Annotated in this window: 23 protein-coding genes; 16 read left to right on the top strand and 7 right to left on the bottom strand. The window is 63.2% G+C overall.

What is annotated here, in order from left to right; translation table 11 throughout:
- Window positions 1-4: 4 nt before the first annotated feature.
- A complete protein-coding gene (locus tag GJ699_RS28745) occupies window positions 5-295 on the bottom strand; it encodes a hypothetical protein (RefSeq protein WP_154382859.1) in 291 nt (96 codons plus the stop codon).
- Window positions 296-449: 154 nt separating this feature from the next.
- On the opposite strand from GJ699_RS28745, the gene rsmB reads away from it, so the two are divergent.
- From rsmB to GJ699_RS28705, 8 genes are all read left to right on the top strand, one after another.
- Entirely contained in the window at window positions 450-1,856 is a 1,407-nt protein-coding gene (gene rsmB, locus GJ699_RS28740; RefSeq protein ID WP_154382858.1) for a 16S rRNA (cytosine(967)-C(5))-methyltransferase RsmB, read from the top strand.
- Entirely contained in the window at window positions 1,849-2,448 is a 600-nt protein-coding gene (locus tag GJ699_RS28735) for a DUF4390 domain-containing protein (RefSeq protein ID WP_195763671.1), read from the top strand. The genes rsmB and GJ699_RS28735 overlap by 8 nt, the downstream gene beginning before the upstream one ends.
- Window positions 2,449-4,755, top strand: coding sequence for a sensor histidine kinase (locus GJ699_RS28730; RefSeq protein ID WP_371867703.1), 2,307 nt, complete (start codon window positions 2,449-2,451; stop codon window positions 4,753-4,755). It abuts the gene before it with no gap.
- Window positions 4,756-4,814: 59 nt separating this feature from the next.
- Window positions 4,815-5,537 carry a response regulator gene (locus GJ699_RS28725; RefSeq protein WP_154382856.1) on the top strand — a complete coding sequence of 241 codons (723 nt, stop codon included), beginning with the start codon at window positions 4,815-4,817 and terminating at the stop codon, window positions 5,535-5,537.
- 2 nt (window positions 5,538-5,539) lie between these two features.
- The gene (locus GJ699_RS28720; protein ID WP_371867702.1) at window positions 5,540-5,959 is read left to right on the top strand and encodes a GTPase; all 420 of its coding nucleotides are present in this window, start codon (window positions 5,540-5,542) and stop codon (window positions 5,957-5,959) included.
- Between the two features lie 100 nt (window positions 5,960-6,059).
- Complete coding sequence (locus tag GJ699_RS28715) at window positions 6,060-6,317, top strand: BTH_I0359 family protein (protein ID WP_154382854.1); 258 nt, start codon at window positions 6,060-6,062, stop codon at window positions 6,315-6,317.
- Window positions 6,318-6,355: 38 nt separating this feature from the next.
- Entirely contained in the window at window positions 6,356-7,123 is a 768-nt protein-coding gene (locus GJ699_RS28710; protein ID WP_154382853.1) for a class II glutamine amidotransferase, read from the top strand.
- A gap of 75 nt (window positions 7,124-7,198) precedes the next feature.
- Window positions 7,199-8,479 carry an EAL and HDOD domain-containing protein gene (locus GJ699_RS28705; protein WP_154382852.1) on the top strand — a complete coding sequence of 427 codons (1,281 nt, stop codon included), beginning with the start codon at window positions 7,199-7,201 and terminating at the stop codon, window positions 8,477-8,479.
- 18 nt (window positions 8,480-8,497) lie between these two features.
- Here the strand turns inward: GJ699_RS28705 and GJ699_RS28700 are convergent, their stop codons facing one another.
- Window positions 8,498-8,875, bottom strand: coding sequence for an SPW repeat protein (locus GJ699_RS28700; protein WP_154382851.1), 378 nt, complete (start codon window positions 8,873-8,875; stop codon window positions 8,498-8,500).
- 139 nt (window positions 8,876-9,014) lie between these two features.
- Between GJ699_RS28700 and GJ699_RS28695 the strand changes: the two genes are divergently transcribed.
- Window positions 9,015-9,947 (top strand): ABC transporter ATP-binding protein, encoded by a 933-nt coding sequence (locus GJ699_RS28695; RefSeq protein ID WP_371867701.1) that lies wholly within the window; start codon window positions 9,015-9,017, stop codon window positions 9,945-9,947.
- Between the two features lies 1 nt (window position 9,948).
- Window positions 9,949-11,259, top strand: a complete 1,311-nt coding sequence (locus GJ699_RS28690; RefSeq protein WP_154382849.1) for an ABC transporter permease — start codon at window positions 9,949-9,951, stop codon at window positions 11,257-11,259.
- On the opposite strand, the gene metH is transcribed toward GJ699_RS28690, so the two are convergent.
- Window positions 11,246-15,007: a methionine synthase gene (gene metH / locus GJ699_RS28685; protein WP_154382904.1), complete on the bottom strand. Its 3,762-nt coding sequence runs from the start codon at window positions 15,005-15,007 to the stop codon at window positions 11,246-11,248. The genes GJ699_RS28690 and metH overlap by 14 nt on opposite strands.
- A gap of 238 nt (window positions 15,008-15,245) precedes the next feature.
- On the opposite strand from metH, the gene GJ699_RS28680 reads away from it, so the two are divergent.
- Window positions 15,246-15,554, top strand: a complete 309-nt coding sequence (locus GJ699_RS28680; RefSeq protein WP_154382848.1) for a hypothetical protein — start codon at window positions 15,246-15,248, stop codon at window positions 15,552-15,554.
- Here GJ699_RS28680 and GJ699_RS28675 read toward each other — a convergent pair.
- The gene (locus GJ699_RS28675; RefSeq protein WP_154382847.1) at window positions 15,519-16,109 is read right to left on the bottom strand and encodes a 2-hydroxychromene-2-carboxylate isomerase; all 591 of its coding nucleotides are present in this window, start codon (window positions 16,107-16,109) and stop codon (window positions 15,519-15,521) included. The two genes, GJ699_RS28680 and GJ699_RS28675, sit on opposite strands and share 36 nt — an antisense overlap.
- A 47-nt stretch (window positions 16,110-16,156) precedes the next feature.
- On the opposite strand from GJ699_RS28675, the gene GJ699_RS28670 reads away from it, so the two are divergent.
- A complete protein-coding gene (locus GJ699_RS28670; RefSeq protein WP_154382846.1) occupies window positions 16,157-16,612 on the top strand; it encodes a hypothetical protein in 456 nt (151 codons plus the stop codon).
- The gene (locus tag GJ699_RS28665) at window positions 16,609-17,514 is read left to right on the top strand and encodes a DUF2145 domain-containing protein (RefSeq protein WP_154382845.1); all 906 of its coding nucleotides are present in this window, start codon (window positions 16,609-16,611) and stop codon (window positions 17,512-17,514) included. Before GJ699_RS28670 ends, GJ699_RS28665 begins: the two co-directional genes overlap by 4 nt.
- On the opposite strand, the gene GJ699_RS28660 is transcribed toward GJ699_RS28665, so the two are convergent.
- The 3 genes from GJ699_RS28660 to def all read right to left on the bottom strand — a co-directional run bounded on the left by GJ699_RS28660 (window position 17,511) and on the right by def (window position 19,746).
- Complete coding sequence (locus tag GJ699_RS28660) at window positions 17,511-18,146, bottom strand: NAD(P)H-dependent oxidoreductase (protein ID WP_154382844.1); 636 nt, start codon at window positions 18,144-18,146, stop codon at window positions 17,511-17,513. The two genes, GJ699_RS28665 and GJ699_RS28660, sit on opposite strands and share 4 nt — an antisense overlap.
- Window positions 18,147-18,244: 98 nt before the next feature.
- On the bottom strand, window positions 18,245-19,201 hold the full coding sequence (gene fmt / locus GJ699_RS28655) for a methionyl-tRNA formyltransferase (protein WP_154382843.1): 957 nt from the start codon (window positions 19,199-19,201) through the stop codon (window positions 18,245-18,247).
- A gap of 2 nt (window positions 19,202-19,203) precedes the next feature.
- The gene (gene def / locus GJ699_RS28650; protein ID WP_154382842.1) at window positions 19,204-19,746 is read right to left on the bottom strand and encodes a peptide deformylase; all 543 of its coding nucleotides are present in this window, start codon (window positions 19,744-19,746) and stop codon (window positions 19,204-19,206) included.
- 180 nt (window positions 19,747-19,926) lie between these two features.
- Between def and GJ699_RS28645 the strand changes: the two genes are divergently transcribed.
- The 3 genes from GJ699_RS28645 to GJ699_RS28635 are packed head-to-tail and all read left to right on the top strand — an operon-like array spanning window position 19,927 to window position 22,668.
- Window positions 19,927-21,030 (top strand): LysM peptidoglycan-binding domain-containing protein, encoded by a 1,104-nt coding sequence (locus tag GJ699_RS28645; RefSeq protein ID WP_154382841.1) that lies wholly within the window; start codon window positions 19,927-19,929, stop codon window positions 21,028-21,030.
- 8 nt (window positions 21,031-21,038) lie between these two features.
- Window positions 21,039-22,160, top strand: coding sequence for a DNA-processing protein DprA (gene dprA / locus GJ699_RS28640; RefSeq protein WP_371867700.1), 1,122 nt, complete (start codon window positions 21,039-21,041; stop codon window positions 22,158-22,160).
- A gap of 43 nt (window positions 22,161-22,203) precedes the next feature.
- The gene (locus tag GJ699_RS28635) at window positions 22,204-22,668 is read left to right on the top strand and encodes a Smg family protein (protein ID WP_154382840.1); all 465 of its coding nucleotides are present in this window, start codon (window positions 22,204-22,206) and stop codon (window positions 22,666-22,668) included.
- The last annotated feature ends 9 nt before the right edge of the window (window positions 22,669-22,677 follow it).

Here is a 22,677-nt window from a genome sequence, read left to right as displayed (position 1 = left end):
CTGCCTAATGAACAAACTGCGGAACAAACCGCGCCGCCAGAAACGCCAGCGTGCCGCTCAGCCCGGCCAGCGTGATCGCGGTGGCAAAGAACCAGCGCAGCAGCCGGTTTTCCATTTGCGCCATTTTAACTTCCAGCTGTGCAATATCTTCGCGCCTGGCGTAGTTCGACTTGATGACCGCGACGTCCATTTCGACCGTGCCCAGACGTTCTTTCACCTGGACGATCTCCCCTTCGATGGTGATGACACGTTGCGAAATTTGGCTGGTAACGGTCTCAACTGTCTGGATTTCCATGGCATTTCTCCTATGAGAACTCCCGATCGTACGCCCGGAAAGTGTATCCGGCTTGATATAGATTGATACAACCGTTTATATCTCCCGTGGTCGCCTTGGCTGGGGCGCTAATGTATACTGCGCGATCACGGCCGTTACCCACTGGAATTAGCATATGAACAAGCGTCCAACGCTCTCCCTGAAGTCGCCCGCCAAGCCGGCTGCGCCCAAACTGCGCGCCAGCCATTCCCGCGACCTGAAACCGGCGTTGCAGACCCAGTTCCAGACCAATCTGAAGCCCGATTCCCTGGCCTACAGCCTGATCGGTGCCGCCAGCGCGGTGGTACAGGTCAAAACCGGCACCAATCTGCCGCAGGCGCTGGCCCAGGTCTGGTCCAAACAGCCCGACATCACCCCGCAGGCGCGCGGCGCCATGCAGGACATCGCCTATCGCGCCATGCGCCAGCTGGGCCAGAGCGAGGCGCTGATCGGCCTGATGGCGCCCAAGGCGCCGGAAGCGCTGGTGCTGTCGCTGCTGTCGTGCGCGCTGGCGCTGCTGACCGCGCCCGACGACACCCCGCCGTACGAAGAATTCACCGTGGTCGACCAGACCGTCAGCGCCGCCGAAGCCCATCCGGACACCGCGCGCGCCAAGGGCATGGTCAACGCCGTGCTGCGCCGCTTCCTGCGCGAGCGCAAGGCGCTGCTGGACGCGGTCCTGTTGCAACCGGTCGCAAAATGGAATTATCCGCAATGGTGGATCGACGCGGTCAAGACAGCCTGGCCGCAACAATGGCAGCAGATTCTTGCTTCCGGAAATAGTGCGCCGCCGCTGACCCTGCGCGTCAACGCCCGCAAGGCGACGGTCGAACAATACCTGGCTACGCTGGCCGAGGCCGGCATGGACGCGACCCAGATCGGCCCCTACGCGGTGCGGCTGGAAAAACCGGTCGGCGTGCAGCTGATTCCCGGCTTCGCCGACGGTGTGGTGTCGGTGCAGGACGCCGGCGCCCAGCTGGCGGCGCCGCTGCTGGACGTGCAGCCCGGCATGCGCGTGCTGGATGCCTGCGCCGCGCCGGGCGGCAAAACCTGCCACATCCTGGAACTGGCCGAGGCCCAGGTGACCGCGCTGGATGCCGATCCCAAGCGCCTGGCCCGCGTCGGCGAAAACCTCGACCGCTTGCAACTGCAAGCCGCGCTGAAGCCGGCCGAGGCGCAAAACAAGGACTGGTGGGACGGCCAGCAGTACGACCGCATCCTGGCCGACGTGCCGTGCACCGCCTCCGGCATCGTGCGCCGCCACCCGGATATCCGCTGGTTGCGCCGCAAGGGCGACACGCTCCAACTTGCAACACTTTCCGGCAAAATCCTCGACAACCTTTGGCAGATGCTGGCACCGGGTGGTAAATTGCTATTCGTGACATGTTCCTTGTGGCCGCAGGAATCCGAGGCGCAGGCGGCCGCTTTTGCTGTACGCAATCAGGCTGTCCGACTGGATGCGCCCGGTCAATTGCTCCCCGCCGGCGGCTCCGGGCAGGATCACGATGGTTTGTTTTACGCGCTGTTCCAGAAAAATGCGTAACCTCTTGAGTACCGGCCCCGACGTGACTTTACGATTTTTTCGACTCCTGATCGCACCATTGCTGCTGATGCTGGCGCTGCTGCCGCAGCCGTCGCAGGCCGCCGAGGGCGTCGAAATCCGTCGTCACCAGATTGAAACCACCGACGACGGCTACCGTCTGTCGGCGGCTTACGGGGTCGAACTCAGTCATGAGATGGAAGACGCGCTGCAATACGGCCGCACCCTCTACTTTTACACCGAAATCGAATTCACCCGGCCGCGCTGGTACTGGTTTGACGAAAAAGCCATCACCGCGCGCCAGACCGTCAGCCTGTCCTATAACGTGCTGACCCGCCAGTACAACGTCGCCGTCAGCGGCAGCGTGTATCAGTATTTCCCGACGCTGGACGAGGCGCTGTTCCTGATCCGCCGCCCCAACCGCTGGCTGGTGGCGCCGCGCGGCGCGCTCAAGGTGGGCGAAACCTATAACGTCAAGCTGAGCATGGGCCTGGACCCGAACTACGTGCCCAAGCCGCTCAAGGTCAATGCCCTGAACAACAATGAATGGCGGCTGGCGTCGGACAAAAAGTCCTTCCAGTACAGGGCCGAGTAAGTGAAAACAGCCTTACGGTATCTTTCCGTGGTTGGCGGCGGCATCGTCAGTATCCTGCTGTTCCTGCTGGCCTCGGCCTCCGACAATTCCGGCTTCTTCGACCGCTACTACGCCTGGCTGCTGGGCCTGAATGCGGCGGTGGCGGTGTCGCTGCTGCTGCTGGTGGTGGTGTCGCTGTTCCGCCTGTACGCCCGCTACAAGGCTGGCAAGTTCGGCTCCAAGCTGATGACGCGGCTGGTGCTGCTGTTTGCCGCCATCGGCGTGTTGCCGGGACTGGTGATCTTCCTGGTTTCGGTGCAGTTCGTGTCCCATTCGATTGAATCCTGGTTCAACGTGCCGGTCGAGGAGGCGCTGGAATCCGGCATCAACCTCAGCCGCGCCGGCCTGGACCGCGCCGTCAGCGAGCTGACCGTCACCGCCAACCGCACCGTGCAGGAGCTGGCCGACCGTCCGTTCGGCACCGAGCGCGCCACGCTGGCGGCGGTGGTGAAGAATGAAACCGGGATGCAGAACGCTATCATCGTCGACGCCGAGGGCGGGCTGGTGGTCAGCGCCCGCGCCAGCCGCAGCGGCAACCTCAGCGCCGACCTGCCGACCCGCGACATGATGGCCAAGGTCAAGAAGGATGAGCTGTACGGCGGTCCCGAGGGCGGCAACGAGCTGCACAGCGATCTGGTCAACGCGCCGCAAGGGCCGCAGAACAGCCCGGCCGAGGCCGCCAACCAGCTGCGGCTGCGGGTGCTGCTGCCGATCCCCGATCACGTCCAGCCCAACGGCACCCACCTGGCGCCGCGCTACCTGCAGCTGATCCAGCTGGCGCCGGCCCAGCTGGCGGCCGATGGCGAATCGATCCGCCGCGCCTACGCCGATTACAAGGAGCGCTTCGACGCCCGCGTCGGCCTGCGCAAGATGTACATCGTGACGCTGACACTGACCTTGCTGCTGGCGGTGTTTGGCGCCATCGCCAGCGCCTTCCTGATCGCCAGCGACCTGGCACAGCCGCTGCTGCTGCTGGCCGAGGGCACGCGCGCGGTGGCCGAGGGCGATTTGTCGCCGCGGCCGATCGTCGCCACCTCGGACGAGCTGGGCACGCTGACGCAATCATTCAACACCATGACGCGCCAGCTGTCGGACGCCCGCAGCCTGGTCGAGCGCAACCGCAGCGCGCTGCAAAACGCCAAGGCCCACCTGGAATCGGTGCTGGCCAATATGTCGGCCGGGGTGATGGTGCTGGACCACGAGTTCCATCTGCTCAGCTGCAATGACTCGGTGGAGCGCATTCTGCAGCAGGCCGGCGTCACCATGATCGGCCAGAAGCTGGACCAGATCGAAGGCTTGCAGGAATTCGGCGGCGCCATTGTGGCGGCGTTCGCGGCGCAGAACGCGCAATCGGCGGCCGGCCGCAACATCGCGCGCCTGCACTGGCAGCGCCAGATCGAAGTGCCGCGGCCATCGTCCGGGGTCGAGGGCAACGACCTGACGCTGCTCACGCGCGGCTCCCGCTTGCCGATTGAAAGCGGCAGCGGCTTCCTGGTGGTGTTCGACGATATCTCCGACGTGATTTCGGCCCAGCGCTCGATCGCCTGGGGCGAGGTGGCGCGCCGGCTGGCGCACGAAATCAAGAATCCACTGACGCCGATCCAGCTGTCGGCCGAACGCCTGCAGATGAAGCTGGAAGACAAGCTGATGCCGGCCGATATGGAGCTGGTGAACAAGAGCACCTCGACCATCGTCAACCAGGTGGCGGCGATGAAACGCATGGTGGACGACTTCCGCGACTACGCCAAGACGCCGCCGGCGGTGCTGCAGCCGCTGGACCTGAACGCGCTGGTGGACGAGATTCTGCACCTGTACATCAGCGGCGAGGACCACGACATCATCCACCCGCAACTGGGCGCTGGCCTGCCGCTGGTGATGGGCGATCCGACCCAGTTGCGCCAGGTGATCCACAATCTGCTGCAGAACGCGCAGGACGCGATGGCCGAATTGGCGGAGGGCGCACCGCAGCCACGCATTGACGTGATCACCGAAGCCATTCATTATCAGGGCGCGGACGGCAGCACGCGCACGGCGGTGCGGCTGGCGATCACCGATAACGGCCCCGGCTTCGCGCCCAAAATCCTCGCGCGAGCGTTTGAACCCTATGTGACATCGAAGGCGCGCGGCACCGGCCTGGGCCTGGCGATGGTGAAAAAAATTATCGAAGAACATGGTGGACGGATCGATATTCAGAACCATGTCGATAGAAGTGGCGCGTCAGTGTTGATTTTGCTGTTAAAGTTAGCCCCGACAGCGCAAAATAGTTAAAGTGCTACGACTACAAAAATCATTGCCGTTGAATGGCGAAATGAGGAAGGCAAGGGAAGATGGCAAACATTCTGGTAGTTGACGATGAAATGGGTATCCGCGAATTGCTCTCGGAAATCTTGAGCGACGAGGGACATGCAATACAACTGGCTGAAAACGCCCAGCAGGCACGCGAAGCGCGCGCCCAGGGGGCGCCGGACCTGGTGCTGCTCGATATCTGGATGCCGGATACCGATGGCGTCACGCTGCTCAAGGAGTGGCAGCGCGACGGCTTGCTGACCATGCCGGTCATCATGATGTCGGGTCACGCCACCATCGATACGGCGGTGGAGGCGACCCGTATCGGCGCGCTGAATTTCCTGGAGAAGCCGATCGCGCTGCAAAAACTGCTGAAAGCGGTGCAGGCCGGCCTGACCCGCGCGCAGGAAACCGTGCGCGCGCCGGCGCTGGCGCCACGTCCGGTGGTGGCGGCGCAGCCGGAAGAGACGCCAAGTGCGGCGGGCGTCGGCTTTGCGGCGCCGAATCCGGCCGCCGGCATCACCGTGCGCGGTGGCGCCACCGTGGCCGGTGCCGACAACCACATGTTCAATCTGTCGTTTGATTTGCCGCTGCGCGAGGCGCGCGACGCGTTTGAACGCATGTACTTCGAGCACCATCTGGGGCGCGAAGGCGGCAGCATGACGCGTGTGGCCGAGAAAACCGGCCTGGAACGTACCCATTTGTACCGCAAGCTCAAGCAACTGGGCGTGGAGCCAGGCAAACTGGCCAAGAAAAACGCCTGATTGTGACCAACGCCTCCGACACCGGCGCCGTCCATCACCGGCCGCCGGTGCCGACCTGGCTGGTCACCGGCCCCCGCCCCGGCGCGCGCGAGGCCGCCATCGCCGCCCATCTGCCCAAAGAGGGGGCCAGTGTTATCATTCTGGAGGGTTTGTCGGACGGCGGTTCGGCCTTATCCTTTGACCCCACGGATGGCCCGTTTCCTTATGACACGACGCCGCATGTGTTACGTATCGCACCAGGCTGCCTGCATTGCAGCGGTAATCTGATTTTGCGAGTAACATTAAACCGTGTGCTGCGCCGTCCCCCCGCGCGGCTCTACCTTAGCCTGGCCTCCGCCGAGCACCTGGAACAGTTGCGTTCCTGGTTGTCCGAGGCGCCCTACGGAGACTTGCTGAAACTGCAAGACGACATCGCGGCCTAGCCCCAGCCCGCTGATTGGCCTTGAAATGGCCCGTTTTCGGCCCCAATTGGGTTTAGAAGGCGGAAACGCAGGTGTTTCGCCCCTTGTGAAAGGAAGCAAAATGAACCTCATCTACAACAGCGAGCAATACAGTGTTGTCGAATTCGGCGCGGACCGGAATCTGGATGCGTTGCGCTTCGGCGGCTATGAAATTGTCGATAAAGGTGGCAAGCGCGAGATTTTCATCGCTGGCATCCTGGCGCAGAATTTCCGCCGCGACGTCAACGAACTGATCGCGGGGGAGCCGACCATGGCGGAAATCGACGAATTCCTCGGCAGTTACGATGTGTTGATGAGTCAACCGGTGCTGCTGCATTAAGTTAGACCGGCCCCACATGGCGTGGTTATAATCACGCCATGTGCCAACTCCTAGGAATGAACTGCAATGTCCCGACCGACATTGTGTTCAGCTTTACCGGCTTCGCCATGCGTGGCGGCCACACTGATACCCACCACGATGGCTGGGGCATCGCCTTCTTCGAGGGTGCCGGCGTGCGCCATTTCGTCGACCACCAGGCCGCGATCGCGTCCCCGATCGCCGAGCTGATCAAGCGTTACCCGATCAAGTCCACCAACGTCATCGCCCACATCCGCAAGGCCACCCAGGGCCAGGTGGCGCTGGAGAATTGCCATCCGTTTGTGCGCGAGCTGTGGGGCCAGTACTGGGTGTTTGCCCATAATGGCGACCTGAAGGAATTCAACCCGCTGCTGAACGGCGCCTTCCGCCCGGTCGGCACCACCGACAGCGAGCGTGCTTTCTGCTACATCCTGCAGCAACTGCGCGCGCGCTTTGGCGAGCAACGGCCGCCGCTGGACCAATTGCGTTCGGTGCTGAGCGCGCTGGTGCACGAAATCGCCACCCATGGCACCTTCAACATGCTGCTGTCGTCCGGCGGCGAACTGTTCGCGCATTGCTCGACCAATCTGTTCTGGCTGGTGCGCCAGCACCCGTTTGACACCGCCAAGCTGTCCGACGAGGATGTCAGCGTGGATTTCTCGCAGGTGACCACGCCGAATGACCGGGTGGCCATCATCGTCACCCAGCCACTGACTACCAATGAGCAATGGACGGCCTTCCAGCCGGGCGAGCTGAAGCTGTTTATCGACGGTTGTGCAACGCCATAAAAATTAAGCGACACCGCTGTCCATTACTGTCAAAATAGCAGTGTGGGCCATTGTGGTCCTCATTTTGGACTTGCAATGATCGATCTCACTCTACATGACGGTGGTCCCCAGAGTCTGCGCGTGCGCGAATTCTATCTGGGCCGCCAGCCCATTTTGGACCGCAACCAGGCCTTGTTCGGCTACGAGTTGCTGTTCCGCAACGCTCCGGTCGGACCGGCGCGCGTCACCAACGATTTGTCGGCGACGGCGGCGGTGATCGCCCATGCGTCCCAGTTGGGGATGGAAAAGACCATTGGCGATGCGCTGGGCTTTGTCAATGTCGATGCCGACGTCATCATGAGCGACATTTTCCCTTTCCTGCCACGCGAGAAAGTGGTGCTGGAACTGATGAACACGGTGCAGGCGACGCCGCAGGTGCTGGCCCGCATGCAGGAACTGGCCAGCCACGGCTTCATCTTTGCGCTGGACGATGTCACCGGTGAAACTCCGGACGTGCTGGCGTTGTTGCCGCTGGTCGAGTACGTCAAGATGGACATGCGCAACATCCCGCTGTCGACCTTGACCAAGCTGGCGCCGCGCTTCCGCCAGGACAAGAAGAAGCTGGTGGCGGAAAAGGTCGAAACGCGCGAAGAATTCAAAAACTGCCTGGATCTGGGCTTCGATTACTTCCAGGGCTATTACTTCTCCAAGCCGGTCATCATGAGCGGTAAGAAACTGTCGCCGTCGCAGCTGGCGGTGATGGAGCTGATGACGCTGGTCACCTCGGATGCTGAAAACCTCGAAATCGAGCGCGCCATCAAGCGCGACGTGTCGCTGGCGCTGAACCTGCTGCGGCTGGTGAACACGCCGGCGGTGGGCGCGCGCCAGCGCATCGATTCGCTGAGCCAGGCCGTGACCATTCTCGGACGCCGTCAGCTGCAGCGCTGGCTGCAGATCATGCTGTACGCCGAGCCGAGCAAGCGCGGCCACAGCATGACGCCGTTGCTGATGCTGGCCACCACCCGTGGCCGCTTGCTGGAACTGTTGGCCAGCAAACTGCGGCCGAAACAGCGCGAGGCCGCCGATATCGCCTTCACGGTCGGCATCATGTCGCTGATGGATACGCTGTTTGGCATCTCGATGGGCGAGATCCTGGAACAGATTCCGGTCGGCGACGAGGTGCGCGAGGCGCTGCTGCAGCGTGGCGGCTTCTATGGCGACCTGCTGAAGCTGGTCGAGTGCATCGAACGCATCGAGGAAATGGATGGCCACATCGTGCCCACGCTGCGCGATCTGGCCATGTCCACCGATGAACTGGTGGAGCTGGAGATGGCCGCGTTCGAATGGAGCGACAACGTGGTGCGCTACGCGTTGTAGCCCACCGCGTACGCCGGGTCAGGTCGCATGGCCTGTGCCCGGCCAGTGCTTGACCAGTTCCGGGTCGGTGCGCATTTCCCACAGCGCCAGCACGGCCACCGCGATGCCGACCAGCACCGAGTTCCACATCAGCTCGCGATTCTCCGCGATGCGCAGCACCCACGGCGATACCGCCACCCAAATCCCCACTAGCAGATTGAGCACCACGGCCCAGAAGTAGGTCTTGTACAGGTCGAACACCGCCAGAATCGCCACCACCGCGCCCGAGATGAAAGCGGTCCATGCCTGGATCGAGGGGATCGGATAACCGAGCACCCACGGCGTAATGAAGAACCACAGGCCCAGCAGCAAAATCAGCTGGTCCTGCCAGCGCTTGACGGATGGATTGTTTGCCATATTGCCTCCCTGGATAGTTGGGCCGCCGGCTGGCGGCGTTCTACTTAGTCCGCGCGGCGCCCGCAAAAGTTCAGGTGACTTGCTAAATTGTTATTGCAGGGCTATGCTGCCTGACGGTTCAAACAACACGGAGGCGACGGTGTTACTGAGTGTGGAGCAAATTTCCAAGTCCTATGGCGCGCGCAAGGCGGTGGACGGCGTCTCGTTTCAGGTGCAGCGCGGCCAGACCGTGGGCCTGATCGGCCCCAACGGCGCCGGCAAGTCGACCACGGTGAGCATGATCTGCGGCCTGCTGCGGCCGGATGGCGGCAGCATCGTGCTCGATGGCGAGACCATGGCGCAGGGCGCCAGCGGCGCCAAGCGCAAGATCGGCTTCGTGCCGCAGGATCTGGCGCTGTACGAGGATTTGTCGGCGCTGGAAAACCTCAAGCTGTTCGGCGCGCTGTACGGCTTGAAGGGCGCGCCGCTGAAGCAGCGCTGCGAGCAGGTGCTGGCGCTGGTCAACCTGAGCGACCGCGCCACCGAGCATGCGGCCAGTTTTTCCGGCGGCATGAAGCGCCGTCTCAACATCGCCGCCGCGCTGCTGCACGATCCGCAGTTGCTGATACTCGACGAGCCGACCGTGGGTGTCGATCCGCAAAGCCGCAACGCCATCTTCGATACGCTGGAAGCCTTGCAGGCGCAGGGGCGCTCGCTGATCTACACCAGCCATTACATGGAAGAGGTGGAGCGGCTGGCCGACCACATCGTCATCATCGATCACGGCAAGGTGCTGGCCAACGAGACGCCGGCCGCGCTGTATCAACGCTTGCCGGCACAGGCGGCGCTGGAGGTGCAACTTGCGCACGAGCCATCGGCCGCGTTGCTGGCCGGGGTGCAGGCGCTGGATGGCGTGACCGCGGTCGAGCATGCCGGCGCCACGCTGAACATCGGCTTGTCGGCCGGGCCGCACGCGGCCCCCGTACTGGCGTGGCTGGCGGCGCAGGGACAGTCGCTGCAGCACTTCGCCACCGCCCGCACTTCGCTGGAAAACATCTTCCTCAACCTGACCGGCCGCAGCCTGCGAGATTGATATGACCGCTTTCATTGCCATGATCCGCAAGGATCTGATCCTGTATGTGAACAACAAGCGCGCGCTGATGCTGGATTTGCTGATGCCGGTGGTGCTGGCGGCTTTCTTCGGCATGCTGTTTGGCGGCAGTCCGGACAAGAGTGGCGGCAAGCTGGATCTGGGTGTGGTGGCGCTGGACCAGTCGGCGGTGGGACAAAAGATCGTCGCCGGCCTGAAGGCCGAGAGCTCGCTGCGCATCACCGAATTGAGCGAGGCCGAGGCGCGGGACAAGGTCCGCGCCGGCAAGCTGCCGGTGGCGGTGGTGATTCCGGCCGGCTTTGGCGAGCAGGCATCCGATGCGTTGTTCAGCGGCCGTCACAAGCCGGAGCTGCCGCTGTTTTACGATCCGTCGCAGTCGACCATGCTGGCGATGGTGAAGGGGCTGTTGACGCAGCAGGTGATGCAGGCCACCAGCGCCGCCGTCATGAGTGTGAAGGGTAGCGCCACCACGGACAAGTATCTGGCCGAGCTGCCCGCCGCCGGCAAGCGCACCACTGAAGAGGCGCAGTTGGGCGACTTCCTCGCCAGCCTGAAGAAGTTCCAGGACCAGCGCGCCGCCACCGATGCCGCTGCCGCCAGCGCCGCCTCGGGCGCGGCCAGCGCGGCGGACGAGGCGCCGGCGGTCGGCATGACGCTGCCCTACACCACGCAGGAGCAGGCGCTGAGCAGCGGTCCCAAATACAACGCCTACGCGCACTCGTTCGCCGGGCTGGGCGTGCAATTCATCCTGTTCATGGGGATCAATCTGGGCATCGGCATTCTGCTGGAGCAGCGCCAGGGCATCTGGAGCCGGCTGCTGGCGGCGCCGGTATCGCTGGCGACCGTCATCATCAGCCGCGCCGCCGCCGGCGCCATCATCGCCACCGGCCTGCTGTGCTCCATGTTCATCTGCGCGACGCTGATCTTCAAGGTGGAGGTGACCAGTCTGTCCGGCTTCATCGGCATGGCGATCTGCTTTGGCCTGATGACGGCCGCCTTCGGCCTGATGGTCGCCGCCTTCGGCAAGACGCCGGAAGCGGCGCGCGGCATCGCCATCTTCGCCACGCTGGTGCTGGTGATGCTGGGCGGCGCGTGGGTGCCGTCCTTCATCTTCCCCGAGTGGCTGCAGCAAGCCACGCTGGTGGTGCCGACCCGTTGGGCGGTGGACGGCCTGGACGCCGTCACCTGGCGCGGCCTGGGCCTGCAAGGCGCGCTGCCCGCGATGGGCGTGCAGCTGGGCTTTGCGGCGGTGTTCGGCGCGCTGGCGGTGTGGAAGTTCCTCAGGAGAGGTTAGGCGCCAGCCAGCGTTCCAGTTCGGCCTTGTCGACGCCACGGCGGGCCGCCATGTCGTTGACCTGGTCATCACCGATTTTGCCGACCACGAAGTACTTCGACTCCGGGTGCGCGAAGTAGAAGCCCGACACCGCCGCCCCCGGATACATGGCGTAGGAATCGGTCAGCTCCATGTCGATTTCCTCGGCTTGCATGGTGTTGAACATCTCGCGCTTCACGGTGTGCTCAGGGCAAGCCGGATAGCCAGGCGCCGGACGGATGCCGAGGTACTTCTCGCCGATCAGCTCTTCGTTGCTGAGCTTTTCGTCGGTGACATAGCCCCACAAATCGGTACGCACACGCTCGTGCAGGTATTCGGCAAAGGCTTCGGCCAGACGGTCGGCCAGCGATTTCAGCATGATCGACGAGTAATCGTCATGCGCGTCTTCAAAGCGCTTCTCGTGCTTCTCGATGCCCAGGCCCGCCGTCACGGCGAACATGCCGATGTAATCCTTGATGCCGCTGTCCTTCGGCGCGATGAAATCGGCCAGACACTGGTTCGGACGCTGCACGCCATCCACCACCGGCTTCACGCCTTGCTGGCGCAGGCCGTAGTATGTGAAGTCTACGGTTGAACGGGTATCGTCGGTGTAGATCTCGATATCGTCATCGTTGACCGAGTTCGCCGGCAGCAGCGAGATCACGCCGTTGGCGGTCAGCCAGCGGCCGTCGATCAGCTTCTTCAGCATGGCCTGGCCTTCCTCGAACACTTTGGTCGCGGCCTCGCCCACCACGTCATCGGTCAGGATGGCGGGGAAGGGACCGGCCAGATCCCAGGTCTGGAAGAACGGACCCCAGTCGATATAGCGCGCAATGGTGGCCAGGTCGACGTTCTTGAATTCGCGGCGGCCGATGAACTTCGGCTTCACCGGCGCGAATGCCAGTTTCATCTTGTTGGCGCGGGCGTCGGCGATCGACAGCATCGGCAGCGCCTTCTTGTTGGCGTGCTGCTCGCGGATACGTTCGTAATCCTGCTCGATTTCAGCGATGTACTGCTCGCGCGATTCAGGCGTCAGCAGCGACTGCGCCACCGACACCGAACGCGATGCATCCGGCACGTACACCACCGGGCCATCGTAGTTGTGGGCGATCTTCACCGCCGTGTGAGCGCGGCTGGTGGTGGCGCCGCCGATCAGCAGCGGGATCTTCAGCATGCGGAAGTGATCGTCGCGCTGCATTTCCTTGGCCACGTGGGCCATCTCTTCCAGCGACGGGGTGATCAGGCCGGACAGGCCGATGATGTCGGCATTCTCCACCTTGGCGCGCGCCAGGATCTCGGAGGCCGGCACCATCACGCCCATGTTCACCACTTCGAAGTTATTACATTGCAGGACCACCGAGACGATGTTCTTGCCGATGTCGTGCACGTCGCCCTTGACGGTGGCGATGACGATCTTGCCCTTCGGTTTGGCGACGATGCCGGTGCGTTTTTCTTCCGCCAGCTTTTCCTCTTCGATGAACGGAATCAGGTGGGCCACGGCCTGCTTCATCACGCGCGCCGATTTCACCACCTGCGGCAGGAACATTTTGCCTTGACCGAACAGGTCACCGACGATGTTCATGCCATCCATCAGTGGGCCTTCGATCACGTGGATCGGACGGCCGCCGGATGCGGCAACGGCGGCGCGCATTTCTTCGGTGTCGTCGGTGATGAACTGGGTGATGCCGTGCACCAGCGCGTGCGCCAGGCGTTTCTCGACCGGGCCGTTGCGCCATTCCAGCGTGGCCGCTTCCTGCTTGCCGGCGCCGGCTTTGAGCGAGCCGGCGAATTCGATCATGCGTTCGGTGGCGTCGTCGCGGCGGTTCAGCACCACGTCTTCCACCCGCTCGCGCAGCTCGGCCGGCAGGTCGTCGTAGACACCGACCATGCCGGCGTTGACGATACCCATGGTCATGCCGGCCTTGATGGCGTGGTACAGGAACACGGTGTGGATCGCTTCACGCGCCGGGTCGTTGCCGCGGAACGAGAACGAGACGTTGGAGACGCCGCCGGAGATTTTCGCGTACGGCAGATTGTCCTTGATCCAGCGGGTGGCGTTGATGAAGTCCACCGCGTAGTTGTTGTGTTCTTCGATACCGGTGGCGACCGCGAAGATGTTCGGGTCGAAGATGATGTCTTCCGGCGGGAAGCCGACTTTCTCGGTCAGCACCTTGTAGGCGCGCTCGCAGATTTCGATCTTGCGCTCGAAGGTGTCGGCCTGGCCTTTTTCGTCGAAGGCCATGACGATGACGGCGGCGCCGTAAGCGCGGCACAATTTCGCCTGGCGGATGAATTCTTCCTCGCCTTCCTTCATCGAAATCGAGTTGACGATGGATTTGCCCTGCACGCATTTCAGGCCCGCTTCGATCACCGACCATTTGGACGAGTCGATCATGATCGGCACGCGCGAGATGTCCGGTTCGGAGGCGATCAGATTCAGGAAGCGGGTCATCGCCGCCTGCGAGTCCAGCATCGCCTCGTCCATGTTGATGTCGATGACCTGGGCGCCGTTTTCCACCTGCTGGCGTGCCACGCTCAACGCCTCGTCATACTGCTCGTTGAGAATCATGCGGGCGAAGGCTTTGGAACCGGTGACGTTGGTCCGCTCGCCGACGTTGACGAACAGCGAGCTGTCGTCGATGGTGAACGGCTCCAGGCCGGACAGGCGCTGCGCCACCGGCACTTGCGGCAGCTCGCGCGGCTTGACGGTCGACAGGATGTCACCGATGGCCTGGATGTGGTCCGGCGTGGTGCCGCAGCAGCCGCCGGCGATGTTGATGAAGCCCGCCGTGGCGAATTCCTTCAGCAGCGCCGAGGTGTCGGCCGGCAGTTCGTCGAAGCCGGTGTCGCTCATCGGGTTGGGCAGGCCGGCGTTCGGGTAGATGCAGACGAAGGTGTCGGCGATCTGCGACAACTCTTCGGCGTAAGGACGCATCAGCGCCGCGCCCAGCGCGCAATTCAGGCCGATGGTCAGCGGCTTGGCGTGACGCACCGAGTTCCAGAACGCCGGCACGGTCTGGCCGGACAGGATGCGGCCGGAGGCGTCGGTCACGGTGCCGGAGATCATCAGCGGCAGGCGTTCCTGGGCTGGATGCTCTTCGTAGTATTTTTCAATCGCGAACAGCGCGGCCTTGCAGTTCAGCGTGTCGAAGATGGTTTCCACCAGCAGCAGGTCGACGCCGCCGTCGATCAAGCCCTTGGTCTGTTCGTAGTAGGCGTCCACCAACTGGTCGAAGGTGACGTTGCGGGCGCCGGGGTCGTTGACGTCGGGCGAGATCGACGCGGTTTTCGGGGTTGGACCAAGCGCGCCGGCGACGAAGCGTGGCTTGTCGGCGCTGCTGTACTTGGCGGTGGCGTTGCGCGCCAGCTTGGCCGCTTCCACGTTCATTTCATAGGCCAGATGGCCCATGTGGTAATCGTCCTGGGCGATCGAGGTGGCGCCGAAGGTGTTGGTTTCGATGATGTCGGCGCCGCCGGCCAGGTAGCGCTCGTGGATCTCCTGGATCACGCCCGGCTGGGTCAGCGTCAGCAGCTCGTTATTCCCTTTGACGAACAGCTCGCGCGCGCCGCTGTTGGCAGGGGCGGCGAAGTCGATGAATTTGCCGTTCGGGCCGCCGCGATAAGCGGTTTCGTCCAGCTTGTACTGCTGGATGATGGTGCCCATCGCACCGTCGAGGATCATGATGCGGCGGGCGAGGATCTCGCGCAGCTGGGCATCGGTCTTGGACATGACGGGGCGGGTTACGGTGTTATTCATTTGCTATCTCAGAGGTCGGAGGGAGGCGCGCCACAAGATGAGGGCGGTCTGAGATTATACGGCATCCCTGAATATGCTTCAGCCAACAGCGGCATTGCCGCAACAATCTGCTGTTTTGCTCGACTGATCTACCTCAACGGCTACCGCCCCGGCAGCGCGCACCATCCAACAGTGCGCGTCCCGTCGCGCTCTATACTGAAATGGAGCGGCCATGAATTTCGAGATGACACTGTGCGGATTATCTCGGCGAGAAAAGCATCTTTGCTTGAGGAGAGGCGATATGAACGAGGGTATTGATTTCAGTGACATTCCTGAGTTAGGGGATGATTTTTTCGCACATGCCAAAAAACGTGAGGCGTTGGTGCAGAAAAGCTCCGTGATCGTGGACAGAGATGTCTACGAATGGTTCAAAGAGCATGTGCCGGCCTCTTCCGAGCTGATTAGTCAGATATTGCGCGCATACATCGCAGATCATCAGGCCAAGTCAGCCCCGAGTGGCGCGGGACAGGGCGTCGCTTAGGCGGTCGTTGCCCCAGTACATTTCGGCGCCGACGAAGAAGGTGGGGGCGCCGAACAGGTGGAGCGCGGCGGCTTCTTCGCTGCGGGCGCGCAGGCGGGCTTTGTTGTCGTCGGACTGGGCGGCGGCCAGCAGCGCCGGCGCGTCCAGGCCGATGCTGGTGAGGATGGCGGCGATCACGTCGGCATTGCCGATGTCTTCGTCATGCTCGAAATTGGCCAGCATGACGCGGGCGCAAAATTCGGCCATCCACGGCTGATGCTCGCCCAGCAAGGCCACCCGCGCCGCCAGCAGCGAACGGCGCGGAAATTCGGATGGCTGCCGCCACGGCAGTCCATATTTGACGCATTCACGCGGCATGTCCTGCCACACATAATCGCCCTTGTCCTTCTGCAGCACGAACGGCGAATTGTTCCAGCCCTGCGCCGCGAAGATCGGACCGAGCAGGAACGGCTTCCAGCGCACGATCACGTCCTTCTGCCGCGCCAGCCGCAGCACGCTCAGATAGCTGTAGTTGCTGGCAAAGTCGAACCAGCAGGCGATTTCAGGTGCGGTCATGGCGATCTCCTTTATACTCGTCTTTTTACGCAGTTGAGGTAGTGTAGATGAAATTGCCATTGTCTTTGCGTCTGCTGGCCACGGCTGGCTTGATGAGCCTGGCCATGTTCGCGCAGGCCGAGAGCTTTGCCTCGTCGGCATCCAGCGCCGGTTCGGCGTCCAGCGGCAGCGTGTCGGATTCGCTGACCGGCTCCAGCAATAGCTCGAATCGCAACAACCGCGTGGCCGATGGCGATTACCGCATCATCCAGATCGCCGCCACGCCCGGCCACGATGACCGTACTCGCGTCACCATGCAGGGCGATACGCCCGAACAGCGCATCGTGCTCGATCTGCCGCAGACCACGTTCGACAAGCAGCGCCTGGCCGTGGGTGACGCGATGTATGCGCACAACCGCGTCTACGGCATCGAGTTCGGCCGTGCCGATAATCGCCAGCCGGTCTATCTGGTGCTGGCCGATGAATGGCATGACGAACTGGCGTCGCGTCCGCTGAGCCTTTGAAGCGACTGCGCGCGCTGGCGCTGGGCTGCTGGCTGGCATTCGCGGCGGCCGGCGCCGCGCAGGCATCCTCGGGCGGTTTCTGCGACCGCACGCACGATCTCAGCGCCGCCGAGCAAGACCGTCTGCTGCGCTTCGCCGCCGTGCTGCGCGAGGAGCTCGGCGGCAGCGCGGACAGTGTGACGCTGGTCAGTCGCTCCGGCCTTGACCTGTCGCGCTTCCACATCCGTTACTCGCACGCGGCACTGGCCTGGCGCTCGGAGCAGGGCGTGTGGGCGGCGCGCCAACTCTATTATTCCTGTGACGAACGCCGGCCGCGCATCTACGACCAGGGACTGGCTGGCTTTGCCATGGGCACCGACGATCCGGCGCTGGGCTACCTCAGCATCGTGAAGCTGCCGCCGCAGGCGGTGCTGGCGCTGCGGCCGGCCTTGCTGGACAGTTCGCGCGCGCTGCATCTGCTAGGCGCGCAATACAGCGCCAACGCCTATGCCTACGGGCTGCGCTATCAGAACTGCAATCAATGGCTGGTGGAGATGCTGGCCGCCGGCTGGGGCGATCTGGCCGATGGCGCGGATTTGCGCGAGCGCGCGCAAGCCTGGTTGCGTACGGCGGACTATGCGCCGCAGCCGGTCGAAGTCGGCTCGCGTTTCTTGATGCTGGCGTCGCACTTCGTGCCGCTGCTGCATCTGGACGATCATCCGGACGCGGACCGCGCCGCGCTCAGGCTGCAGATCAGCCTGCCAAGCACGCTGGAGGAATTTGTGCGCGCCCGCTTTCCGCAAAGCGAGCGCGTCGAGGTCTGCCACGATGACAAGCAAATCGTCATCCATCGCGGCTGGACCCCGGTCGCCGACGGCTGTGTACCGGCCGACGGCGACCGGGTAGTGTCACTCAGCGATTAGATTTCGCTGATGAACTTGTCGCGTGGGCGACGCACTTTTTTCAGATCGACCAGCCAGTCGCCTTCCGGCTGACGGTAGCCCAGCGGCAGGATCACCACGCTGCGCAGATTGCGCTCTTTCAGCGACAGGATTTGGTCGACGGCGGCTGGATCGAAGCCTTCCATCGGCGTTGCATCCACGCCTTCGAAGGCGGCGGCGACCAGCGCCACGCCCAGCGCGATGTAAGCTTGGCGGGCGGCGGCGTCGAAGTTGGCGGCGTCACCGCGCGCGGCCACGATGCCTTGCAGTTGCTTGCGATAGGCTTCCCAGCCTTCGTTGACGAAACCGCGCACTTCATTGGTCAGGTCGAACATGAAGTCGATGCGTTCCGGCGTGATGTTGTCCCACGCGGCGAACACCAGCAGGTGCGAGGCTTCGGTGATTTGCGACTGGTTCCAGCCCACTTCGCGGATTTTGGCGCGCAGTTCCGGATTCTTCACCACCAGAATTTCAAACGGCTGCAGGCCGCTGGAGGTCGGCGCCAGGCGCACCGCTTCCAGGATGCGTTCCAGCGTGGCGTCGTCCAGCTTTTTGGCGTCGTCGAATTTTTTGGTGGCGTAGCGCCAGTTCAACTTATCGATTACTGCGGTCATATGCATACTCCCTAAGATAATAAGGCCGCGACCCTGGCGGGCGCGGCGACGGAATATCATAGCGAATATGTTGAGACCGTGCTGACGACGGCCTTTTTTCAGCCGAAGCGCTGGCCTTCCAGAGGGAAGCCTTTGATGAACTCGGCTGCGGGCAGGCGCTTGCCGCCCGGTTTTTGCAGCGAGGTCAGGCGCAAGGTGCCGCTGCCGCAGGCGATCACGATGCCGTGTTGCGCATCGGCCGCCAGCACCGTGCCGGCCGGTGCTTTGCTGTCTTCGGCCAGCACTTCGGCGCCCCACAGCTTGACGATGGTGCCGTTGACGTTGCCATGCGCGCCAGGGAAGGGATTGAAGGCGCGGATCTTGCGGCTGATTTCCTGCGCCGATTGCGTGAAATCGAGCGCCGCTTCTTCCTTGCTGATCTTGGACGCGTAATTGACGCCTTCCTCAGGCTGTACCACCGCTTCCAGCTGGCCATGCCGCATCTTGTTGAGCGCCTCGACGATCATCTTGCCGCCCAGCGCGGCCAGCTTGTCGTGCAGGCTGCCGGTGGTGTCGCTGTCTTCGATCGCCACTTTTTCGATCAGCAGCATCGGGCCGGTATCCAGACCTTCTTCCATCTCCATGATGGTGATGCCGGTTTCGGCGTCGCCTGCTTCAATCGCGCGATGGATCGGGGCGGCGCCGCGCCAGCGCGGCAGCAGCGAACCGTGGATGTTGAGGCAGGGCTTGATGTCCAGCGTGTCGCGCGGCAGGATCAGGCCGTAGGCCGCCACCACCATCACGTCGTACGGCGTCGACAGCAGGCGCTGATGGGCGGCCTTGGCTTCCTCGGCGCGTTGCGGGTCCTTGCTGTCCATGCGCAGCGACAGCGGCTGCAGCACTTCAATGCCCTTGGAGACGGCGTATTGCTTGACGGCCGATGGCTGCAAGTGCATGCCACGACCGGCGGGACGATCCGGCTGAGTCAGCACCAGCGGGATCTCAAAACCGGCCTCATGCAATGCTTGCAGGGCCACGGCGGCAAATTCCGGCGTACCGGCGAAGATGACTTTCATGCTTAGTAACGACGGCCCTGGGCGCGCAACTGGGCTTCGCGCTGCGCACCGCGCTCTTCCTTCTGCAGCTTGGTCTTGATGCGGTTGCGCTTCAGCGGCGACAGGTATTCAACGAATACCTTGCCCAGCAGGTGATCCATCTCGTGCTGAATGCAGACCGCCAGCAGGCCATCGGCCTCGACTTCAAACGGCTGGCCCTTGACGTCGTAGGCGCGCACCTTGACTTTGGATGGACGCTCGACGCCGTCGTAGACGCCCGGCACCGACAGGCAGCCTTCGTCGTACACCTGTTTGTCGTCGCTGGACCACAGGATTTCCGGGTTGATGTAAGCGACCAGCGCGCTCTTGTCTTCGGTGGTGTCGATCACGATGACTTGCTCGTGCACGTCCACCTGCGTTGCCGCCAGGCCGATGCCGGGCGCGTCGTACATGGTCTCGGCCATGTCGGCGACCAGCTGGGCCAGACGCTCGTCGAACACGGCGACCGGCTGCGCCACTTTATGCAGGCGCGGGTCAGGGTAACGCAGAATATTTAGGATAGCCATGGGTACTAATAACTAAGTGAAAACTATGTGGATGCCTTGCTAACAGACGACCGCCATGCGGCTGGCGCGGAGCGCGGTTTCGCTTGCTAGTTCAGGGTTTTATGGGCAGAATTTGATTCAATTTGGCAAGCTTTACTGCTCTGCTGCCGTGTGCCTGCGGCGCACTTACTGGACCTATTAATGAAAAATTTTAGCACAGTCGGTCCCCGCTTAGCATGGGCTGCCCTTTTTGTCGCCGCTTCGGCGACTGCGGCAGAACCCATCAAATGCGAGTTCCGGCCTGACGCTCCCGACCAGCACGTGGTGGTCAAGGGCGACACCTTGTGGGATATTTCCGGCACTTTCCTGCAAAAACCGTGGTGCTGGCCCACTGTCTGGGGCATGAACCGCGACGAAATCGCCAACCCGCACTGGATTTATCCGGGCCAGATCATCTGGTTCGACCGCAACGCCGGCCGTCTGCGGCTGGGCACGCCGATTGCCGCCAACAGCGGCGCCAACGATCCCGCCAGCCAACGCCTCGGCCCGCGCGTGCGCAGCGACGGCGTCGGCGCCGATGCGGTGCCGTCGATACCGCCCGGCGTGATCGAACCGTTCCTGACCCAGCCGTTGATCGTCGACGAGGATGAAATGAAAACGGCGCCGCGCATCATCGCCACGCAGGAGAGCCGGGTGTTCCTCGGCCAGGGCGACAAGGCCTATGTGCGTGGTGATTTGCATGGCAACACGGCGTTCCAGGTGTTCCGCCCAGGACAGCCGCTGAAGGACCCGGTCACGCAGAAAGTGATCGGCTATGAAGCGGCCTTCCTCGGCACGCTGAAACTGCAGGCCGAGGCCAAGCCCGGCTCCGGCAGTGATGTGCATACCTTTACGGTCTCCACCGCAGCGCAGGAAATGGGCAAGGGCGACCAGCTGCGCGCGGTGCCGCCAACGCCGATGCAGAATTACGTGCCACATCCGCCGGCGCAGCCGGTCGATGCGCGCGTGGCCGGGATCTATGGCGGCGTCACCCACGCCGGCCAGCACCAGATCGTCAGCATTAATCGCGGAAAGCTTGACGGACTCGATGTCGGCACCGTGCTGCAGCTGTACCATACCGGACAGACTGTCAGCGATTCCACGGCCAAGAAAAGCTGGTTCGGGCGCGAGCAGCAGGTCAAGCTGCCGGACGAGGAAGTGGGTAGCTTGTTTATCTTCCGCACGTTCAAGCAGGTGTCCTACGGCTTGATCATGCAGGTGACAGCGCCGGTGCAGATAGGCGATGTCGCCAAGTCGCCGGAGTAGGCCGCGCCGTGCAAGCCACGGATCCCCCCATCGATGTTTCCGAGCCAGTGCTGGCGGACTGGCTGCGGTTGTTGCTGACCGACGGTGTCGGCCTGCTGACCGCGCATCGGCTGCTGGACCATTTCGGCACGCCGGCGCGCATCTTTGCCGCCAGCCACGCCGAGCTGCTGCCGTTGCTGACCCGGCCGCGCCAGGCCGACGCTCTGCTGGCCGCACCGGCGCCCGAATTGACGGCGCAGCTGGACGCGCTGCAAGCCTGGCTGCAACAGCAGGGACATCGCCTGCTGTTCTGGGGCCAGCCCGATTACCCTGAATATTTACGCAATATCGCGGCGCCGCCGTTGCTGCTGTACGTCAAAGGCCGCGCCGAGTTGCTGCCGCAGCGCTCGGTGGCGGTGGTGGGCTCGCGCAACGCCAGCCGCCAGGGGGTGATCAATGCCGAGCAGCTGGCGCAGGCCTTGTCCGAGGCCGGCGTCACCATCGTCTCCGGGCTGGCGCTGGGCATCGATGCGGCCGCCCACACCGGCGGCCTGAATGGTCCGGGCAGTACCATCGCCGTGCTGGGCACCGGCATCGACCGCATCTATCCCGCCCGCAATGGCGCGCTGGCGCGCCGCATCGCCGAAGAGGGCTGCCTGGTGAGCGAATACCTGCTCGGCACCTCGCCCTCGCGCGACAATTTTCCGCGCCGTAATCGCATCATCAGCGGGCTGGCGCGTGGCGTGCTGGTGGTGGAGGCGGCCGCCCAGTCCGGTTCGCTGATCACCGCCCGGTTGGCGCTGGCGCAGGGGCGCGAGGTGTACGCCGTCCCCGGCTCGATTCATGCGACACTGTCCAAAGGCTGCCACCAGATGATACGGGAGGGCGCCCGGCTGGTGGAAAGCGCGGCGGATATCTTGGCCGATCTGCAACTGGCGGCGGGCGGCGGCGCGCTGACGCGGCCGGGGCTGGACGACAGTTTCGTCGACCGCGTGCTGCAGGCGATGGGCGACGATCCGGTCCAGGCCGAGGTGCTGGCCTTGCATTTAAACCAATCCGCCGGCGAACTGCAGGGGCAATTGCTGGCGCTGGAGCTGGCCGGATTGCTGGAACGCTTGCCGGGCGGCATGTTTCAACGGCTGCGGGCTTGAACAACACTTGTCGCGGATTCGTTTTAACTGATAGAGTAGAGCCATGTTCGACGTCCTTGTTTATCTCTACGAGACTTATTACCGTCCCGATGCCTGCCCGGAACCGGCGGCATTGGCCAAGAAGCTGTCGGCTGTCGGTTTTGACGACGTCGAGATCTCCGAGGCGCTGGTATGGCTGACCGACCTGACCGCCATGGCCGAGGTCGAGCACTCGCTGACCGCCGCGTCCACCGGCACCCGTTTCTATGTGGACCAGGAAGTCGACGTGCTGGGCCCCACCGCCATCGGTTTCATCCAGTTCCTGGAATCGGCCAAGGTGTTGTCGCCGTTGCAACGCGAGATCGTGATTGAGCGCGCGTTGGCGCTGGATGAAGTGCCGGTGTCGCTGGGCAAGTTGAAAATCATCGTGTTGATGTTGCTCTGGAGCCAAGGCAAGGAGCCGGACGCGCTGATGTTCGATGATTTGTTTGGCTCGGACGAAGACCAGGCTCCCCGCCTGTTGCATTAAAGTCCCAGA

Origin of the sequence: Duganella guangzhouensis (assembly GCF_009674535.1) — a bacterium.
In the GTDB taxonomy this organism is placed as follows: Bacteria; Pseudomonadota; Gammaproteobacteria; order Burkholderiales; family Burkholderiaceae_D; genus Rugamonas; species Rugamonas guangzhouensis.
The sequence above is the reverse complement of the archived record's forward strand: the minus strand, read 5'-3'. Positions and strand labels throughout refer to the sequence as shown.

Coding starts and splice junctions, on each gene's coding strand:
- metH (WP_154382904.1), bottom strand. CDS start 15,007: ATGTCCAAGACCGATGCCCAGCTGCGCGAGATCCTCGCCCGCCGCATC.
- GJ699_RS28670 (WP_154382846.1), top strand. CDS start 16,157: ATGAAATTGCCATTGTCTTTGCGTCTGCTGGCCACGGCTGGCTTGATG.
- GJ699_RS28745 (WP_154382859.1), bottom strand. CDS start 295: ATGGAAATCCAGACAGTTGAGACCGTTACCAGCCAAATTTCGCAACGT.
- def (WP_154382842.1), bottom strand. CDS start 19,746: ATGGCTATCCTAAATATTCTGCGTTACCCTGACCCGCGCCTGCATAAA.
- GJ699_RS28725 (WP_154382856.1), top strand. CDS start 4,815: ATGGCAAACATTCTGGTAGTTGACGATGAAATGGGTATCCGCGAATTG.
- GJ699_RS28645 (WP_154382841.1), top strand. CDS start 19,927: ATGAAAAATTTTAGCACAGTCGGTCCCCGCTTAGCATGGGCTGCCCTT.
- fmt (WP_154382843.1), bottom strand. CDS start 19,201: ATGAAAGTCATCTTCGCCGGTACGCCGGAATTTGCCGCCGTGGCCCTG.
- GJ699_RS28660 (WP_154382844.1), bottom strand. CDS start 18,146: ATGACCGCAGTAATCGATAAGTTGAACTGGCGCTACGCCACCAAAAAA.
- GJ699_RS28715 (WP_154382854.1), top strand. CDS start 6,060: ATGAACCTCATCTACAACAGCGAGCAATACAGTGTTGTCGAATTCGGC.
- GJ699_RS28680 (WP_154382848.1), top strand. CDS start 15,246: ATGAATTTCGAGATGACACTGTGCGGATTATCTCGGCGAGAAAAGCAT.
- GJ699_RS28735 (WP_195763671.1), top strand. CDS start 1,849: ATGCGTAACCTCTTGAGTACCGGCCCCGACGTGACTTTACGATTTTTT.
- rsmB (WP_154382858.1), top strand. CDS start 450: ATGAACAAGCGTCCAACGCTCTCCCTGAAGTCGCCCGCCAAGCCGGCT.
- GJ699_RS28700 (WP_154382851.1), bottom strand. CDS start 8,875: ATGGCAAACAATCCATCCGTCAAGCGCTGGCAGGACCAGCTGATTTTG.
- GJ699_RS28675 (WP_154382847.1), bottom strand. CDS start 16,109: ATGACCGCACCTGAAATCGCCTGCTGGTTCGACTTTGCCAGCAACTAC.
- GJ699_RS28710 (WP_154382853.1), top strand. CDS start 6,356: ATGTGCCAACTCCTAGGAATGAACTGCAATGTCCCGACCGACATTGTG.
- GJ699_RS28690 (WP_154382849.1), top strand. CDS start 9,949: ATGACCGCTTTCATTGCCATGATCCGCAAGGATCTGATCCTGTATGTG.
- GJ699_RS28635 (WP_154382840.1), top strand. CDS start 22,204: ATGTTCGACGTCCTTGTTTATCTCTACGAGACTTATTACCGTCCCGAT.
- GJ699_RS28705 (WP_154382852.1), top strand. CDS start 7,199: ATGATCGATCTCACTCTACATGACGGTGGTCCCCAGAGTCTGCGCGTG.